Raw genomic sequence first — 16,619 nt, forward strand, 5'->3', positions numbered from 1 at the left:
AGGTGTGAGGAGAACAAGAGCAACCCACAAAGCAGGTAGGTACGGTACCAGGATACCATACGCCGGGGCCAGGAATACCCATTCAGTCCGGCAGCCATAACAAGCATCCTTCTGAAACTTCCATGTACTAAGCATAGCCACTTGTTAACAAGCCGACAGATTAGAAATGACTAATAATCATTTTTTTAGAGGTTTATCTTCTATATGGTGCTTTCCTGCCCCCATTCTATTGCAGTAAATTTAAAGCCTCCGGAACAAAAGGCCGTCCCTTTGCATTAACCGCCGTGCCAATCACCAAAGCTTCCAACATCACTTTCTGATCGTCACTGCGGATCACCTGCTGGCGAAAACCAAAGCGCAGTTTTGAGATGGGTTCATAAGCGACCGTGACCACGAAGTGATCGCCGCTTTGCAAGGGTGCTTTGTAATCCATTTCTGAGCGCACCACCACCAGATTCACCTGCTGACGAGCCAGCTCAGCGAAATCAATGCCTTTGCTGTGCAAAAATTCATGGCGGGCATGCTCCAGGTAGTTGAAATAAACGCCGTTATTCACAATACCTTGCATGTCGCACTCGTAATCACGTACTTTAAATTCCAGTTCAAATCGCTCAGTCATACAATGATGCTCTCCCGCACGTGCATTACAAACAGTAACAAATAAACGTTATTCAATAGAGTACTTTTAGTGTAAAAATAGTAAAAAATTAAGGAGTTCTCTATGAAGGATCATTTTACCAGACTTTTACTGCTTAGCTGTAGCTTGCTACTCATCGCTTGCTCTAGCGATGACGATGAATTTGGCAAGGTTGAAACCTTTGTCTCCCAGCGTACCCTGGAGTTTGGCCCCGTTTTGCAGCAGTGTAGCGGCTTGCCTTTTGGCTATATGGCCTGCTTTGAAGGCACCGATGCCGAAGGCAACCTCAACCTGATTGGCTATTTCTCCACCGAAGACTTTCGTTATGAATGGGGTTATAATTATCGCTTAAGAATCGAAACAACCACCGTGGTTGACCCTAGGATCAGCAAACCTTTAACGACCATTCGGTTGCTTGAGCCTTATCAGAAAACAGCGGCTGATTTGTCCGCGCCCTTCGAAATATCACTGCTTTCACTTGAATACAGTTTTTCCACGGAAGAGGATGGCTATCGCTTGTTTAGTAGGGAGCTGGTGTGTCTGGCAGACTCCGATTGCATCTTGCTGGCAGACTTACTCGAGCATGAAGAAATGTCGGTGCGTCTGGAGATCATGGTCCCCGAACACAGTGATGAGCCACTGACCCTGATAAAAGTGATTTGCTTTGAACCAACGGATCTGAACTATACCTATCCATCCCAAGCAACCTGTGCCTTTGGCAACTACCGTGATGAAGACTAGGTTCAATGACAGGTTTGCTCAATGCAGACCCGTCATCGTAACGGATCATCTGGGTCGGTAGTTTTAGCAACTGAGTCTGTTTTCCTGCGGCGGAACAAATGGCCATTGCGCTCTGTCCATTCGCTGTATGTGCGGTGCACCCCCCGGCGCATCGCCGAAGACGAATTTTCCAGCACATCGATACCTACCAGCACAGCCACCACCAATAGGGATAACTTGATAGCCGCCGCATCCTGACCAATTCCTATGCAAACGCCAACGGCTGCCAGCATCCAAATAGTTGCAGCGGAGGTTACACCCAGTACCATACCATCGCGGGTCAGCATTACACCCGCGCCTAAGAAACCCACCCCGGTAATCACCTGGCCAATAATCCGGGAAGGATCGGTCATTTCGGTATTGGTCGACACCGAGGCAGCAATAAACACATAGGTACCCAGTACAATTAAAATCGAGGTACGAATACCAGCTGGCTTACCACGCAATTGCCGCTCCAGGCCAATTACAAAACCACAAAACAAAGCAGTGGCAATTTCCTGCCAGGCCAGTGGGCTTAAATCCAATAGCTCAGACAGTTCCATCATTTGGGAGCTTCCTGCAGCTTCAGCTGTATTGCTTCACCATCCGTCTGGCCGCAGTCATGCAGCGGTTGAATACTGGCGATAGCCAGCATAGGAATCGCCCGCTCACCGCTGGCAGTTTCGCATAGCAGGTACTCTTGCTCGACCGTATTGCGGGTATCTGTCGCTCTTACTGTCAGGGCCGTGCCATCCAGTAAATTCAACAACAGCAGCTGCCGGCGCAAACAAAAAATCTCTACCCAATCGTGCTGATCGCAGTCGATAATCATACAAGTTTCCAAGGCGATGTGATTGATTTGAGTGTAGCTCAGTTATCAACCCAAACAACCTTAAGCACCAGATTTCAACACCTTGTTGCAACTGAAGTCGCGACAGAATTGATAGGAGAGCCTTCAACCGGCAGCAAAGCCCTTACTCTGCTTTGTAGTACAACCACAGATACAAACCACCCACCAGAGTGCCAATGGGCAGCGCCAGCAAATTTACCATAGCAACGGGCAGTGCCACCCGATGCACAGGCGCATGTTGCTTGAGCAAATAGATACCACAAAGCAAGGTTAAAAAATCAATCATAAGTATCAGGTTCACGTGCAGCAAGAACGGGATCGGCAACTGATGTAAGAAAGGCTGGTAGCTGATATCTAACAGCTGCAGGTTAAAAAACCAGATCACGCCAGAACCACCATAAAGAACGAACGCCCATCCGGCCATGCGGTATTGATGTTTCGAGAGCATAAAAGCTATCCTTGCGATTGCAGCGACATATCATCAGCTGCCTGAATAAACATCTATTTTCGAGTGCAGGATGAACCATAGCACAGCTTTGATACACCACAAAATTCACACAAAAGGAGCGCTATCATGCTGAGTATCCCAGACACCAATCGACTAAGCTTTACCTTGCTTAGCATGCAGGATGCCGCACTCTTGTACGAAGTGGACCAGGATGAAGCAGTGATGCGCTACTTGAATGGCGGTAAGCGCAGCAGCATGGCCGATATTGAACATACCATGCTACCTCGCATGGCGAAGTACCTGGATCCCGAGCATGGCTTTGGTATTTGGCAGGTGCGCCGGTTAAGTGACCAGGCGTATCTTGGCTGGGTGCTGATCCGGCCTATGGGCTTTGATACCGATGCACCTGCCGAAGACGATGTAGAAATTGGCTGGCGCTTTAAGCGTGCCTTTTGGGGCCAGGGCTATGCCAGCGAAGCGGCCCAGGCCGTCGCCACAGCCGTGCTGGCCGATAAACCGCAAGTTCGCTATTTATCGGCCATTGCGGTCGAAGACAACCTGGGCTCCATTGGCGTGATGCGCAAACTCGGTATGCAGTTTGTGAAAAAGTATCGCCACCAGGATTCCTTCGGCGAACTGGATGCGGTGCTCTATCGGGTAGCAGTTTAACCCAATAGAATTCAGCGGTCGTTAAGCTAACATGCTTAGCATTAGCCAATCTGTAAACATCAGGCTTTATCAATGATAAAAATTATCATCTTAACCGTGACTCTAATGATGCAAGGTTGTACCGTGGTAGGGGCTGTGCTCGATAACGAGCTGGATCGAAAAACATCCACACCCCGAGAGAACATGCATGATTCAGGCCCCTTCTCAGAGATGGGCATGGAAGCCGATGTGGCGTTGTTTCAAACCTTGCGGCAGAAAATTCGCGGTAAACCCAAGCAACCCGAGATGGAGTGCGAGCACGATGGCTACTTTCGGGTTTGTCGGGTGCTGGATGATGAAAGCGAGTATTGATGAAAAAACCCCTGACTTTGCGCTATCGCTATGTTTGTTTCAGTGACCGACGCTACTGCAACCAGCATCTTCCTAGCGCCGCCAGCCAGGCAATCAGAATAGCAGGGCTCGACTCAACAACGGCAGCACCGCCCCAAATGTCCCTTTACCTGCTTGAGCTTGCTGATATTGCTGAGAAATTCAGTGAGTCGTTTTACAGAACATTGCATGTCAGCTTCTTCAGGTTCCAGCGTAAAGGAGTAACTCCCGGATGAAACCTAAAACTGCACAGCTAGTATTTGTTTTCTTAAATATACTAGCTGTCTTTGCGGTAGGTTACCTAGTTTACGATATCTGCCGTGTAGAACAAGCGCTGCAACAGCAGCAACCTGTCATTGCATATGACTCGGGCGTAAGTGCTGTACTGCTGATGTCTATTTTTTGGCTGCTTAGCCTGGTGCAGTATACGGGATTAAAACACAAAACCAGCATTATCTATCGACACGCAGGCCTGTTGCTGATGGGCTGGTTTATTGGCAGCGTGATTATTGCCTACCTCATTCCATTCGCGCAGAAAAATAGATTCGAGTATGCAGGCTATTTTCCCTGCTCAAACCCTGCATCAATTTCCAGAGTAGCCAGAGGCAGCAGCTTGATTTACGTTCGTTTGGAACAAGCTTACCTTACCGATTTGAGCAAATCCCAGAAAAGCCAACTCACTTGTTCTTTTCTAGCGAAAGGCGCTGAGAATGCGAAATAGCAGTTTGAAAACCTTGAACCATCACTTTCTATCAACAACAAAGATTACTTTTTTCTTTGCTTTTGGGTACGGCACATCGGTAATAGAGTCTTAGCAGAATCCGAAGCAAGTAGTGATTACTGCGATAGTCGTCAATCAATCTACCTCACCAGAGTCCAGAAAGAGCTCAACTTGTAATCGGATCCCTCGGTCGGATGCATAATCAACCAGATCCTGCATCAGCTGCAAAAAGCTGGTGATGGCCTCGGGATCTGTGTGCACAGCTGAGCCTGAACTAAAACGCCAACTTGTGTCCACCGCCAGTGCATCCACTTTATCCAGCAACAGATCATAAGCTGCATCCCAATTATTGCCGAAACAATCTGGAAACTGAAAGTGAGTGGCAAGGCAGGCAAGCATCGTTTCTCTATCTACACGACCATTGCAAGCAAGGCAGACAGCATCGGCCGGAGCAGCTTCATGCCGAAGCTGCACAGTTGGATTGTCAATGAATGCGTTCATATGGATCACCACTGATGCGACGAAAGGACTGATAGTGATCTTCAGTGTAATAAAAGACTACCGGCGGATTTCCTCCAGTGACTACTCGTCTTGGTCCGCGATGCGACAGACCTGGTGTATCCACCGTATATTCGCGGTAGTAACCTCGGGGTTGAATCGGCAATAAACGCTCCCGGTTGTGGAAGGTAATGCCATCACGGTCATAAGGAAATGGGCCGTTGCTTTGGATCCGCTGCAGCGTCTTTTGCAGTTCCAACTGCTGGGCAGGCATGCGCGGTTGTGCACTACTGCCAGACTGAGTTACTTCAGCTCCTGGAGCTACCGATAGCTGGCCACTATCGCCCTGGTAAAAGTGGTAAAGACCGGCCAGAACCAGTAGTACAACAAGCAGTTTCTTCATGGAAAATCCTTTTTTTAAGACACTGTCTATTCAACGCAACTATAAAAAATCATACTACATTCTAAAACCAAGTTGCACAGAAACAACAAAGGCCGCATTTGCGGCCTTTTAATGCGATTTAATGAAGAAATATTACTTTTTCTTCTTTGCCTTTGGGTTTGGCAAGTCGGTGATCGAGCCTTCGTAGATCTCGGCTGCCAGGCCGATGGACTCGTTCAGCGTTGGGTGGGCATGCACGGTTAGGGCGATGTCTTCGGCATCGGCGCCCATCTCAATGGCCAGGCCAATTTCACCCAGCATTTCACCGGCGTTGATACCAACAATGGCACCACCAATGATGCGGTGACTTTCTTTATCGAAAATCAGCTTGGTGAAGCCTTCAGTGCGGGCAGAAGCGATAGCTCGGCCAGAGGCAGCCCATGGGAAGGTCGCTGCTTCGTACTTAATGCCCTGCTCTTTGGCTTCTTTCTCGGTCACACCTACCCAGGCCATTTCCGGATCGGTGTAAGCCACCGAAGGAATACCGCGTGGGTCGAAGTAATGCTTCATGCCCGAAATCACTTCGGCAGCAACATGGCCTTCATGCACCGCTTTGTGCGCCAGCATTGGCTGGCCAATCACATCACCGATGGCGTGGATGTGCTTCACATTGGTACGCAGCTGCTTATCGACATTGATAAAGCCACGCTCGTCCACGTTGACGCCGGCTTTGGCCGCATCCAGCAGGTTGCCGTTTGGCTTGCGGCCAACTGCCACCAGGATTTTGTCGTAACGTACCGCTTTCTCTGGCGCGTTTTTGCCTTCAAAGGTCACGTACAGGCCGTCTTTCTTCGCTTCCACGCCCACCACTTTGGTCGACAGCATGATGGTGAAGTTTTTGCTGTTGAACTTGGTGTAGGCTTTGACGATATCGGCATCCGCCGCTGGTACCAGCTGGTCGGCAAATTCAACGACCGACACTTTGGAGCCGAGTGCCCGGTACACTGTGCCCATTTCCAGGCCGATGATGCCGCCGCCCAATACCAGCATTTCGCCAGGAATGTCTTTTAATTCCAGCGCGCCGGTCGAGTCGATAATACGGTCGTCGTCTTTTGGAATAAACGGCAGCGACACTGGCTCAGAGCCGGCAGCAATGACAGCGTGTTCAAAGGTGATGGTGGTGTCATCGACCTGCAGGGTGTTGGCACCGGTGAATTTGCCGTAGCCGTTCACCACTTTCACTTTACGCATCTTAGCCATGCCATCCAGGCCTTTGGTCAGTTGACCAACCACTTTGTCTTTCCAGGCACGGATTTTATCCAGATCAATCTCCGGCGCACCAAAAGTCACGCCGTGTGATGCCATCTCTTTGGCATCGTCAATCACTTTGGCAACATGCAACAAGGCTTTGGAAGGGATACAACCCACGTTCAGACAAACACCGCCCAGGGTGCTGCGGGCTTCTACCAGGGTTACGTCCAGGCCTAAGTCGGCAGCACGGAATGCTGCAGAATAGCCACCAGGGCCTGCGCCCAATACCACGACCTGCGTTTTGATCTCTTTGCTCATCGTTATACCTTTCACCTTGTGAACCATAGTGGCAGCGTGCGTACTGGCTGGTTGCTTACAACCGCGCAGGCTGCCGACGAAAAATGTGGCTGAATTTTAGCATTCAGCCTGAATGATGTCTTGTAACTTTTCAGCGCAGCAACAAAAGTTTGCTGGCTAATAACGACCTTAGAGTTGACTTAGGGAGTTGACCGGGTAGCGTACGCGGCCACACCGTTCTCTGCCAGTGCAGCTGATTGGGTACGCTAAACAGACGCTTTTTGCCAGGGATGGCAAAACGCAGCCCCCATGGATGGGTTCACGGCGTGTCTGTGTGCGCTACCCGATCAGCAGCACCTACACCTAAGCTATCTCTGCCAGTGCTGCTGACTGGGTACGCTAAACAGACGCTTTTTGCCAGGGATGGCAAAACGCAGCCCCCACGGATGGGTTCACGGCGTGTCTGTGTGCGCTACCCAATCAGTAGCACCTACACCTAAGTTATCCTTACCCGAAACTACATAATAATCTGACGAATATCCGCCAGATAACTCGCCAAAGTGGCAGTAAAGCGTGCTGCCAGCGCGCCGTCAATCACCCTATGGTCGTAGGAGACCGACAACGGCAGCATCAGCTTAGGCTCGAACTCCTTGCCGTTCCACTTCGGTTTGATCTCCGATTTGGAAACCCCCAAAATGGCAACCTCAGGTGCATTCACAATCGGGGTAAAGGCCGTGCCACCAATGCCGCCCAGGCTGGAAATGGTAAAGCAGCCGCCCTGCATATCGGACGAGGTCAGCTTGCCATCCCGCGCTTTAGCAGAAATCTCCATCAGCTCTTTCGACAGCTCAATCACACCCTTGGTATTAACATCCCGTACCACCGGCACCACCAGGCCATTCGGCGTATCGACCGCAATGCCCAGGTGCACGTATTTTTTCAGGATCAGGCTCTGGCCATCTTCCGATAACGAGGAGTTAAAGGTTGGGAATTCTTCCAACGCCTTCGCCACCGCTTTCATGATAAACACCAGCGGGGTGTACTTCACGCCCAGCTTTTTCTTCTCGGCCAGCGCATTTTGCTCTTTGCGGAAATCTTCCAGTCCGGTGATATCGGCTTCGTCAAACTGGGTGACATGCGGAATGCGTACCCAGTTGCGATGCAGGTTGGCACCGGAAATCTTCTGAATACGGCTCAGTGGTTTTTCTTCCACCTCGCCGAAACGGGCGAAATCCACTTTTGGCCAGGCCAGGACATCCATGCCAGTGCCACCGCTGGCTTTGCCGGATTCGGCCTGCTTCACCAGCTCTTTGACATAGTTTTGCACATCTTCGCGCAGCACCCGGCTTTTGCGACCAGTGCCTTTGACTTTGGCTAAATTCACACCAAACTCACGCGCTAAGCGCCGTACCACCGGTGAGGCATGGGCATAGGCGTCGTTTTCAACAAACTCATCCTTGCCAGAGGCCTTGCTGTCGCTAGCCGTCGGCTTGCTGTCTGAGCTTGCTTTGCTCTCAGCCTTGGCTGGCTGTTCGGCCTTGGCCTCGGTCTTGTCCTGATTGGCAGCCGGCTTGCTGGCTTTGCTGCTGCCAGAACCTGCCACTTCAAACACCATGATCATACTGCCGGTTTTTACTTTATCGCCGGTAGTTACCTTAATGGCTTTGACGGTACCGGCAAATGGCGCCGGTACTTCCATCGAGGCTTTATCGCCTTCCACCGTCAGCAGCGACTGCTCGGCCTCGACGCTGTCGCCGACACTGACCATGATCTCGGTGACTTCAACTTCATCGCCACCGATATCCGGTACTTCGACTTCTTTGTCTTCAGTGCCTGCAGCGTCTTCGCTGCTTGCCGGCTCATCGGTTGTAGCTTCGTCCGTGCTACCCTTTGTATCCTTATCATCTGCAGCCTCGGCTTTGTCGCCATCGGCCGCTTCAAACAGCATAATTAAGCTGCCGGTTTTGACTTTATCGCCGGTGTTCACCTTAATGGCTTTCACCACACCGCCCTCGCTGGCCGGTACTTCCATCGAGGCTTTGTCGCCTTCAACCGTGATTAAGGATTGCTCCGGCTCCACTGTATCGCCGACGCTGACCAGAATTTCGGTGATTTCCACCTCATCGGCGCCAATGTCCGGCACATGAATTTCAATGCTCATTTGTCGTCCTCTTATGCGTACAGTGGGTTGATTTTATCGCTGTCGATGTCGAATTTCTTGATGGCCTCGGCCACCACCGACTTCTTCAGCGTGCCTTTTTTCGCCAGCTCGTTCAACGCAGCCACTACAATGTAACCCGCGTTCACTTCAAAGTGACGGCGCAGGTTTTCACGGCTGTCGGAGCGACCAAAGCCATCGGTACCCAACACTTTGTAGGAGTCGGCCGGCACAAAGGCCCGCACCTGCTCGGCGTAGCTCTTCATGTAATCGGTGGCAGCAATGGCAGGAGCGCTGTTCATCACCGTAGCGATGTACGGCACTTTTTCCTCAGCTTCCGGGTGCAGCATGTTAAAGCGCTCACAATCCTGACCATCCCGCGCCAGCTCGTTGAACGAGGTCACGGAATAGACATTGGAGCCAATGCTGTACTCTTCGCTTAAGATTTGCGCGGCCTTACGTACTTCGTTCAGGATGGTGCCAGAGCCCAGCAGCTGCACCTGCGCCTTATCGCCGGTCAGGCTTTCCAGCTTGTACATACCACGGCGAATGCCTTCTTCCGCACCATCTGGCATAGCACCATGGTGGTAGTTTTCGTTCATCACTGTGATGTAGTAGTAAACATTTTCCTGCGCAGGGCCGTACATGCGGCGGATACCGTCCTGAATAATCACCGCCAGCTCGTAAGCGTAGGTTGGATCGTAGGAAATGCAGTTGGGTACGGTACCGGCCAGCACATGGCTGTGACCATCTTCGTGCTGCAAGCCTTCACCATTGAGCGTGGTACGACCGGCGGTGGCACCCAACAGGAAACCACGCGCCTGCTGATCACCGGCCAGCCAGGCCATATCGCCCACCCGCTGGAAACCAAACATCGAGTAGTAGATGTAAAACGGGATCATCGGCAAATCGTTGGTGCTGTACGATGTTGCGGCAGCGACCCAGGACGACATCGCGCCCAGCTCGTTGATGCCTTCCTGCAACACCTGGCCCGACACATCTTCTTTGTAGTACGACACCACCGAGCGATCTTCCGGCGTATAGCCCTGACCGCGCGGGTTGTAAATACCAATCTGACGGAACAAGCCTTCCATACCAAAGGTACGGGCTTCATCGGCAATAATAGGTACAATCTGCTTACCGATGTGCTTGTCTTTTAACAGGATATTCAGCGCCCGCACAAAGCCCATGGTGGTGGAGATATCGCGCTTTTGCTCTTCCAAAAGCGGCTCAAACGCGCTGAGCTCAGGCAGGGTCAGTTCACCGCTAAAGCGTGGCAAACGTACCGGCGTATAGCCATGCAGCGCTTTGCGGCGCTCGTGCAAATAGCTGTGCTCTGGTGTGCCTTCTTCCAGCGTGATGTACGGCAGTGCATCGACCTGGTCTTCGCTGATAAAGTCTTCCAGCTTCAAACGCTTGCGAATTTGCTTCACATGCGTCATGTCCATTTTCTTCACCTGGTGAGCAATGTTCTTGCCCTCGGCTGCTTCACCCATGCCGTAGCCTTTGACGGTTTTCGCCAGAATCACGGTTGGCTTATCGCTGCACTCCTGCGCCGCTTTAAAGGCTGCATACAGCTTGGATGGCTCATGGCCACCACGCTTTAAGGCAAAAATTTCCTCGTCGGTCATATCAGCGACCAGCGCAGCGGTTTCCGGGTAACGGCCAAAGAAATGCTTACGCACATAGGCGCCATCTTTGGATTTGTAGGTCTGGTAATCGCCATCGACGGTTTCGTTCATCAGCTCCAGCAGCTTGCCGGTGGTGTCTTTGGCCAGCAGCTTGTCCCAGCCACTGCCCCAGACTACTTTGATCACGTTCCAGCCAGCACCGCGGAACAGACCTTCCAGCTCCTGGATGATTTTGCCATTGCCCATGACCGGGCCATCCAGCCGCTGCAAGTTGCAGTTGACCAGGAAGCACAGGTTGCCGAGGCCCTCGCGGGCAGCAAACGAAATGGCACCACGGGATTCTGGCTCGTCCATCTCGCCATCGCCTAAAAAGGCATAGACGCGTTGCTGGCTGGTATCTTTTAAACCACGGCCGTTTAAATACTTTAAGAACCGCGCCTGATAAATGGCGGCAATAGGACCAAGGCCCATCGATACCGTTGGGAACTGCCAGAATTCCGGCATCAGTTTCGGGTGCGGGTAGCTGGATAAACCTTTACCACCGACTTCCTGCCGGAAGTTGTCCAACTGCTCAGCCGTTAAGCGGCCTTCGACAAAAGCGCGTGCATAAATACCGGGTGAAATATGGCCCTGGTAAAACACCAGATCACCGCCATCTTTGTCGTTCGGCGCACGGAAAAAATGATTAAAACAGGTTTCGTAAAAGGCTGCCGAAGACTGGAAAGATGCCATATGGCCACCCAGCTCCAGATCTTTTTTCGAAGCCCGCAGCACAATCATGATGGCATTCCAGCGGATCACCGAACGAATGCGTCGCTCCAGATTGACATCGCCAGGGTAAGCAGGCTCTTGCTGCGGCGGAATGGTGTTGATGTAGTTGGTGGTCACGCCGGTTGGCATATCCACGCCGTCCAGCCGGGCTTGCTCCAGCACCTGCTCCAGTAAGAACTGGGCGCGTTCAACACCTTCTTCACGGACCACTGATTCCAGCGCTTGCAGCCACTCTTTGGTTTCGAGTGCGTCGATGTCCACTTGACTGACTTCAGACATATCGGGATTCCTTTGGTTGTTCACAGTTCAGGATTGCATCCTGTGTTAATGTGCATCGCCCTGTTGCGAACGGCGCAAAGAGCGCTCCAGCCGGGAGCGCTCTTTGCCCACTTCAAGCAGAGCTTCTTCGATATAGGCCAGGTGCCGGTGGCTTGCCTGACGTGCTTTTTCCGGTTCGCCCTGAACAATGGCCTCCATCAGGTGTTCCCGATGGGCGTTCAGTTGCGCCTTGATTTCTGGTTTTTGCTGAATGGTGGCGAGGTTGGCATGAATGTTCTGCTCTACCAACGGCGTCATGCCACGCACCAGATGCAGCAACACCACATTGTGCGATGCCTCCGCCACCGCCTGATGGAAGGCACCTACCGCCCGCGACTCCGCCGCCAAATCCGCATTGGCTTGCGCCTGACAAATGCTGTGATAACGCTGCTCTATTTGCGCAAAATCGGCAGCGGTACCGCGCAGCGCAGCATAGTAAGCGCAAATGCCTTCTAAGGCATGGCGAAACTCCAGCAAATCGAACTGCGATTCCGGATGGCGGGCAATCAGTTCAAACAAAGGATCAGTTAACCCCACCGCCAGATTATCGCAGACATAGGTACCACCGCCCTGACGCCGCTTGACCAGCCCCTTGGCTTCTAATTTTTGGATCGCTTCGCGCAGCGACGGCCGCGAGACCTCAAACTGCAACGCCAGCTCACGCTCTGGCGGCAGCTTCTGCCCGGGAGCGAAACTGCCTTCCAGCAGCATGTGTTCGAGCTGCTCGACAATGCGATCCGATAACTTGGCTGGTTTAATAATCAAAAGCGTCATCCGCCATCTAAGCTGTGCAAGCCGTGTAAATTGGTAAGACCAATTATCCGCAATGGTGGTTAAGGTATCAGTTTCTGCATAACAAGTAAATAAAGCAGAAGAAGTATGCAGATGCAAACCCGCAAAAAAGTTAGAGCTAAGGCTCTAGCTATCCCTGCGGAAACAGGGACAGACAGAATTGGTATGACCAGCATGACAGCCGGTCAGGCACAAAAAAGCCGCTGCACCGGCAGCGGCTGCTTGGATAATAGCGGGTAAAGCAGCTGTTTTAGCGCAGCCAGCCGGCCAGTGTCAGGATGGCAGTAAAGGCCAGGAAGAACAGAATATTGCGTTTGGCCAGCTGCACCATGGTGGCCGTTTCTTCGGCGGTATTGAGCATGGTTTCATCAATCGGCTCGGCAGCAGTGGCCACATCTATCACTACCTGCTCGTTCGGACTGGTGAAATCCAGAAAATAACCCAACAGGGCACTGGAGGCTCGGGAGAAATAACCGACCAGGGCAAAACCGATCCCAAACAAGCGTGCCGGGAACCAATCGGCAATGTGCATCAGCCGCTGGTAAGCCGGCGTGCCTTCGTGATCTTGTTGCAGCAAAGCCTCGAGCTGCAGCATTTGCGGATCTTCGCTATGGCTAGGTTGGTTCAGCTGACGCAGAATCACATAAGTAATGATGCCAAAAGCCCCCAGCAGCAAAAACCAGAACAACACCGCGGCATAATAGCGGAAGTTCAGCCAAATCAGGCTTTGGCCATAACTGGCATCGTCCGACTGCAAGCCACTGTGCTGACGAATTTGCTGCATCGCCAGAAAGGCCGCTTCATCGTCGTTACGGTCTTGCGCATTTAAAAACTGCTTATAAAGCTGGCGGTAATGCCAGCAACCAATCGCCAGCAATAATAGCAAGGCATTGACCAGGGTGGTCACCAGCCATTGGTCAATCAGGCAAAGCAACAACCAGACCACCAGGCCTGGTAACAGGATCCAGCCATACTGACCAATCGGATGCTGGGCTACCTGAGCCAGTTTGCTATCTGCCGTTAGCGAAAACCAGCTTTTTACATAACGACTGCCTTGCCACAGTTCACTGCGGGCGGCCAACCGCTCAATGATCAGGGCCAGTAACATACTCACTAAGGTCATAGGGTGCTCTCCTGTAATGCCGTCCGGTAACGCTGCCAGTCAAACGCTGGGCCGGGGTCCGTTTTCCGTGTTGGCGCAATGTGTTGATGCCCGGTGATCCGCTCAGGCGTAATGGCCGGGTACTGCTGCATCAACCAGTGCGTTAAACGCGTTAAACTCTGGTACTGTGCATCAGTATACGGCAAATCATCGGTGCCTTCTAACTCAATACCAATAGAAAAATCATTGCATTGCTCCTGGCCAGCAAAGCAGCTGACGCCGGCATGCCAGGCGCGTCGGTCAAAAGGCACGTACTGCCAGATCTGGCCATCGCGCCAAATCACGCAGTGCGCCGAAACCCGCAAATGCGCAATGTCAGCAAAAAAAGGATGAGCCGACACATCCAACTGGCCGAGAAAAAAATCGTCGATGTGACGCTTTTCCTCCCCGGCAGGAACAAACTGACCTGGGGGTAAACTAATGTTATGGATCACCAGCAAGCTGATACACTCACCGTCGGGGCGCTGATCGCAATGCGGTGACTGGCGTACAAGATCCACCGGGGCTTGCAACATAATTTTCCTGTTCGCATAAGCTAGTTTGGCCGTATCATAGCACTGGTAAACAGAGGGCTCTATAAAAAGAGAAGCGGATGACAGAGAAGCAACCAACTGAATCGACAGAATATATCGGTAAAAGTTTTACCGTCATAGCCTGGCTGTTGCTGCTTGGCCTGCTGGTCTGGTGGTTTCAGGGCTATTTGCACAATCAAAATAACCCCAACCAGCAACTGCACAGCATTCATGGCGTGCAGGGCGAAATCCGCACCACCCTAGTGCGTAGCCGTTCCGGTCATTATGTCGGCACTGCCTTGATCAATGGTCTACCAGCAGACTTTATGCTGGATACCGGTGCCACTACAGTCGCCGTTTCGGAACAGGCAGCCAGACGACTGGGCCTGAGCAAGGGCCAGCGTATTCAGGTCATGACCGCCAATGGCGTGGCGGATGCCTGGCGCAGCCAAATTGACGAGTTGCAATTGGGTGATATTCGGCTGCGGCAGGTCGAGGCCAGCATAGTGCCCAATTTGGGTGGTACCGAGATTTTATTAGGCATGAGTGCGCTGAACCAGTTAGAATTCAATCAACAAGCCAACCAACTGACTCTGATACAACGCTGATCCTATGTCGATGACCATTACCGCTGAACTGCAGCACCATATTCGCGCCTCTGTTGCCGCCGCGCTGGCAGAAGATTTAGGCAACTTGCCGGTTGAACAAGGTGATATCACCGCCAGCCTGATCCCGGCCAGCCAGCTAGCCAGTGCCACCATCATTAGCCGGGAAGCGGCCATTATTTGTGGCGTGGCCTGGGTCAATGAAGTGTTCCAGCAACTGGACCCCAGCGTGCAGCTGGACTGGCAGGTACAAGACGGCGACAGTGTTGCCCCCAACCAACTGCTCTGCCGCCTGCAGGGCAATGCCCGCAGCCTGCTAACCGGTGAGCGCAGTGCGCTGAATTTTTTGCAATGTTTAAGTGGCACCGCCACCACCACGGATGTGTTTGTGCAACAACTGGCCGGCAGCCGAACCCAATTGCTGGATACCCGCAAAACCCTGCCAGGGCTTCGGCTGGCACAAAAATACGCCGTACTGTGCGGTGGAGGCCAGAACCATCGCATTGGCTTGTTCGATGCCTTTTTGATCAAAGAAAACCACATCGCCGCGGCTGGCGGCATTGCTAAAGCCGTGGCGCAGGCCCGCAGCAACTTTCCCGGCAAACCGGTAGAGGTGGAGGTTGAAAACCTGGCAGAGCTGCAACAGGCCCTGACCGCCGGTGCCGATATCATTATGCTGGATAATTTCAGCCTGGCTGATATTCAGCAAGCCGTTGCCATCAATCAACAGCAAGCCAAACTGGAAGTGTCCGGTAATATCACCAGCGAACGGCTGCGTGAACTGGCTGCTACCGGGGTGGATTTTATTTCCTCCGGCGCGCTGACCAAGCATGTGCAGGCCATTGATTTATCGATGCGGTTGCAGATTAAGCAGTGACCGCTATAGCCAGCAGCCTGCAACAGCAGGCTGACTACCACCAAAAAACTGACACTGAACTGTCGACTTCTGTTACACTCAAACAGGTACACTCAACAACATTGAAGACAAGCCATGCAGCAATCAGAGCAACCGCGCACCGGGCGGGTGGTGTTCTGGCAGGATGTGAAAGGCTTCGGATTTCTAATCTGCCAGCAAAGCCAGAAAAAGCTATTTTTTCATATCCGTGATTTTGTCACCAAGTCCGCTCGTCCCGAACTTAACGATGAGCTGCATTTTCGCCTAAGTAAAGACAAACACGGCCGCCCCATCGCTACTCAGCTGCAATTTGCCGATGCCGATAAACAACAAGCCCAGCCCAGCAAAACCAGTCAAACCATCGATCTGGACTATGCCGAAGATGTGTCACTGTATTTTCGCAGTGGCTTTTTGATGCTGCTGATTATCGCCCTATTGTTTGGCAGTCTGCCCTATGTACTGCCCATTTTGTACATCGAAGCCAGCCTCTTTACCTACTGGCTGTATCAGCAAGATAAAGCGGCCGCCATCAATGGCCAGGTGCAGCGCCTGCCGGAAGAAAGCCTGCAACTTTACAGCTTTATCGGCGGTTGGCCCGGCGCCCTGCTGGCGCAAAAGAAACTGGCGCACAAACGCCGTAAGTTTCGTTTTCAACGCGAATTCTGGTTGGTGGTGCTCGGCAATGCCATGCTGATCGCCTGGCTGCTAAGCCAGCATGGCCAGGAATTTATCGGCCGGCTGGCGTTGTTTGGCAGCTAAGCAGCAGACCTCCCCTTGCGGAACTATTACGTTGGGGATCTGACCCCGACTCTTTGCACCGCAACCAACCCATTTGGGTAGATAATCGCGCCAAACTGGCCCAACAACTAATACTTTATTACTAGTTATTATTTG

Annotated in this window: 20 protein-coding genes; 8 read left to right on the forward strand and 12 right to left on the reverse strand. The window is 52.1% G+C overall.

Going from position 1 to position 16,619, the window contains the following annotated elements:
- Positions 1-226: 226 nt before the first annotated feature.
- Positions 227-619: an acyl-CoA thioesterase gene (locus tag BLW37_RS13060; protein ID WP_091343550.1), complete on the reverse strand. Its 393-nt coding sequence runs from the start codon at positions 617-619 to the stop codon at positions 227-229.
- Between the two features lie 102 nt (positions 620-721).
- Between BLW37_RS13060 and BLW37_RS13065 the strand changes: the two genes are divergently transcribed.
- On the forward strand, positions 722-1,378 hold the full coding sequence (locus BLW37_RS13065; RefSeq protein WP_091343552.1) for a DUF4377 domain-containing protein: 657 nt from the start codon (positions 722-724) through the stop codon (positions 1,376-1,378).
- Between the two features lie 32 nt (positions 1,379-1,410).
- Here the strand turns inward: BLW37_RS13065 and BLW37_RS13070 are convergent, their stop codons facing one another.
- The 3 genes from BLW37_RS13070 to BLW37_RS13080 all read right to left on the reverse strand — a co-directional run bounded on the left by BLW37_RS13070 (position 1,411) and on the right by BLW37_RS13080 (position 2,694).
- Positions 1,411-1,959 (reverse strand): MgtC/SapB family protein, encoded by a 549-nt coding sequence (locus BLW37_RS13070; protein WP_425426627.1) that lies wholly within the window; start codon positions 1,957-1,959, stop codon positions 1,411-1,413.
- Positions 1,959-2,228 (reverse strand): Rho-binding antiterminator, encoded by a 270-nt coding sequence (locus tag BLW37_RS13075; RefSeq protein ID WP_091343556.1) that lies wholly within the window; start codon positions 2,226-2,228, stop codon positions 1,959-1,961. The genes BLW37_RS13070 and BLW37_RS13075 overlap by 1 nt, the downstream gene beginning before the upstream one ends.
- A gap of 142 nt (positions 2,229-2,370) precedes the next feature.
- Positions 2,371-2,694: a hypothetical protein gene (locus BLW37_RS13080; RefSeq protein WP_091343558.1), complete on the reverse strand. Its 324-nt coding sequence runs from the start codon at positions 2,692-2,694 to the stop codon at positions 2,371-2,373.
- 126 nt (positions 2,695-2,820) lie between these two features.
- Here BLW37_RS13080 and BLW37_RS13085 point away from each other — a divergent pair, with 126 nt between their 5' ends.
- The 4 genes from BLW37_RS13085 (at position 2,821) to BLW37_RS13100 (ending at position 4,453) form a co-directional block, all read left to right on the forward strand.
- Positions 2,821-3,363 (forward strand): GNAT family N-acetyltransferase, encoded by a 543-nt coding sequence (locus BLW37_RS13085; protein ID WP_091343560.1) that lies wholly within the window; start codon positions 2,821-2,823, stop codon positions 3,361-3,363.
- A gap of 72 nt (positions 3,364-3,435) precedes the next feature.
- Positions 3,436-3,714, forward strand: a complete 279-nt coding sequence (locus tag BLW37_RS13090; protein ID WP_091343561.1) for a hypothetical protein — start codon at positions 3,436-3,438, stop codon at positions 3,712-3,714.
- Positions 3,714-3,968 carry a hypothetical protein gene (locus BLW37_RS13095; RefSeq protein ID WP_091343563.1) on the forward strand — a complete coding sequence of 85 codons (255 nt, stop codon included), beginning with the start codon at positions 3,714-3,716 and terminating at the stop codon, positions 3,966-3,968. Before BLW37_RS13090 ends, BLW37_RS13095 begins: the two co-directional genes overlap by 1 nt.
- On the forward strand, positions 3,965-4,453 hold the full coding sequence (locus BLW37_RS13100) for a hypothetical protein (RefSeq protein WP_091343565.1): 489 nt from the start codon (positions 3,965-3,967) through the stop codon (positions 4,451-4,453). The genes BLW37_RS13095 and BLW37_RS13100 overlap by 4 nt, the downstream gene beginning before the upstream one ends.
- A 135-nt stretch (positions 4,454-4,588) precedes the next feature.
- Here BLW37_RS13100 and BLW37_RS13105 read toward each other — a convergent pair whose 3' ends face one another.
- The 8 genes from BLW37_RS13105 to ampD form a co-directional block, all read right to left on the reverse strand.
- The gene (locus tag BLW37_RS13105) at positions 4,589-4,954 is read right to left on the reverse strand and encodes a barstar family protein (RefSeq protein ID WP_091343566.1); all 366 of its coding nucleotides are present in this window, start codon (positions 4,952-4,954) and stop codon (positions 4,589-4,591) included.
- Positions 4,938-5,354: a guanyl-specific ribonuclease gene (locus BLW37_RS13110; protein ID WP_091343568.1), complete on the reverse strand. Its 417-nt coding sequence runs from the start codon at positions 5,352-5,354 to the stop codon at positions 4,938-4,940. The genes BLW37_RS13105 and BLW37_RS13110 overlap by 17 nt, the downstream gene beginning before the upstream one ends.
- A gap of 132 nt (positions 5,355-5,486) precedes the next feature.
- Positions 5,487-6,902, reverse strand: a complete 1,416-nt coding sequence (gene lpdA, locus BLW37_RS13115; protein WP_091343570.1) for a dihydrolipoyl dehydrogenase — start codon at positions 6,900-6,902, stop codon at positions 5,487-5,489.
- Positions 6,903-7,398: 496 nt separating this feature from the next.
- Complete coding sequence (gene aceF, locus BLW37_RS13120) at positions 7,399-9,042, reverse strand: pyruvate dehydrogenase complex dihydrolipoyllysine-residue acetyltransferase (RefSeq protein WP_091343572.1); 1,644 nt, start codon at positions 9,040-9,042, stop codon at positions 7,399-7,401.
- A gap of 11 nt (positions 9,043-9,053) precedes the next feature.
- Positions 9,054-11,720: a pyruvate dehydrogenase (acetyl-transferring), homodimeric type gene (gene aceE / locus BLW37_RS13125; protein WP_091343574.1), complete on the reverse strand. Its 2,667-nt coding sequence runs from the start codon at positions 11,718-11,720 to the stop codon at positions 9,054-9,056.
- 45 nt (positions 11,721-11,765) lie between these two features.
- Complete coding sequence (gene pdhR, locus BLW37_RS13130; RefSeq protein WP_091343576.1) at positions 11,766-12,533, reverse strand: pyruvate dehydrogenase complex transcriptional repressor PdhR; 768 nt, start codon at positions 12,531-12,533, stop codon at positions 11,766-11,768.
- Between the two features lie 268 nt (positions 12,534-12,801).
- Positions 12,802-13,674: a regulatory signaling modulator protein AmpE gene (gene ampE / locus BLW37_RS13135; protein WP_091343578.1), complete on the reverse strand. Its 873-nt coding sequence runs from the start codon at positions 13,672-13,674 to the stop codon at positions 12,802-12,804.
- Positions 13,671-14,228: a 1,6-anhydro-N-acetylmuramyl-L-alanine amidase AmpD gene (ampD, locus tag BLW37_RS13140; protein WP_091343579.1), complete on the reverse strand. Its 558-nt coding sequence runs from the start codon at positions 14,226-14,228 to the stop codon at positions 13,671-13,673. Before ampD ends, ampE begins: the two co-directional genes overlap by 4 nt.
- A 77-nt stretch (positions 14,229-14,305) precedes the next feature.
- Here ampD and BLW37_RS13145 point away from each other — a divergent pair, with 77 nt between their 5' ends.
- The 3 genes from BLW37_RS13145 to BLW37_RS13155 all read left to right on the forward strand — a co-directional run bounded on the left by BLW37_RS13145 (position 14,306) and on the right by BLW37_RS13155 (position 16,484).
- Positions 14,306-14,833 carry a retropepsin-like aspartic protease family protein gene (locus BLW37_RS13145; RefSeq protein WP_091343581.1) on the forward strand — a complete coding sequence of 176 codons (528 nt, stop codon included), beginning with the start codon at positions 14,306-14,308 and terminating at the stop codon, positions 14,831-14,833.
- Between the two features lie 10 nt (positions 14,834-14,843).
- Complete coding sequence (nadC, locus tag BLW37_RS13150; protein ID WP_091343765.1) at positions 14,844-15,707, forward strand: carboxylating nicotinate-nucleotide diphosphorylase; 864 nt, start codon at positions 14,844-14,846, stop codon at positions 15,705-15,707.
- Positions 15,708-15,821: 114 nt separating this feature from the next.
- Positions 15,822-16,484, forward strand: coding sequence for a DUF1294 domain-containing protein (locus BLW37_RS13155; RefSeq protein WP_091343583.1), 663 nt, complete (start codon positions 15,822-15,824; stop codon positions 16,482-16,484).
- The last annotated feature ends 135 nt before the right edge of the window (positions 16,485-16,619 follow it).

This window comes from Alkalimonas amylolytica (assembly GCF_900107845.1).
Lineage (GTDB): Bacteria > Pseudomonadota > Gammaproteobacteria > Enterobacterales > Alteromonadaceae > Alkalimonas > Alkalimonas amylolytica.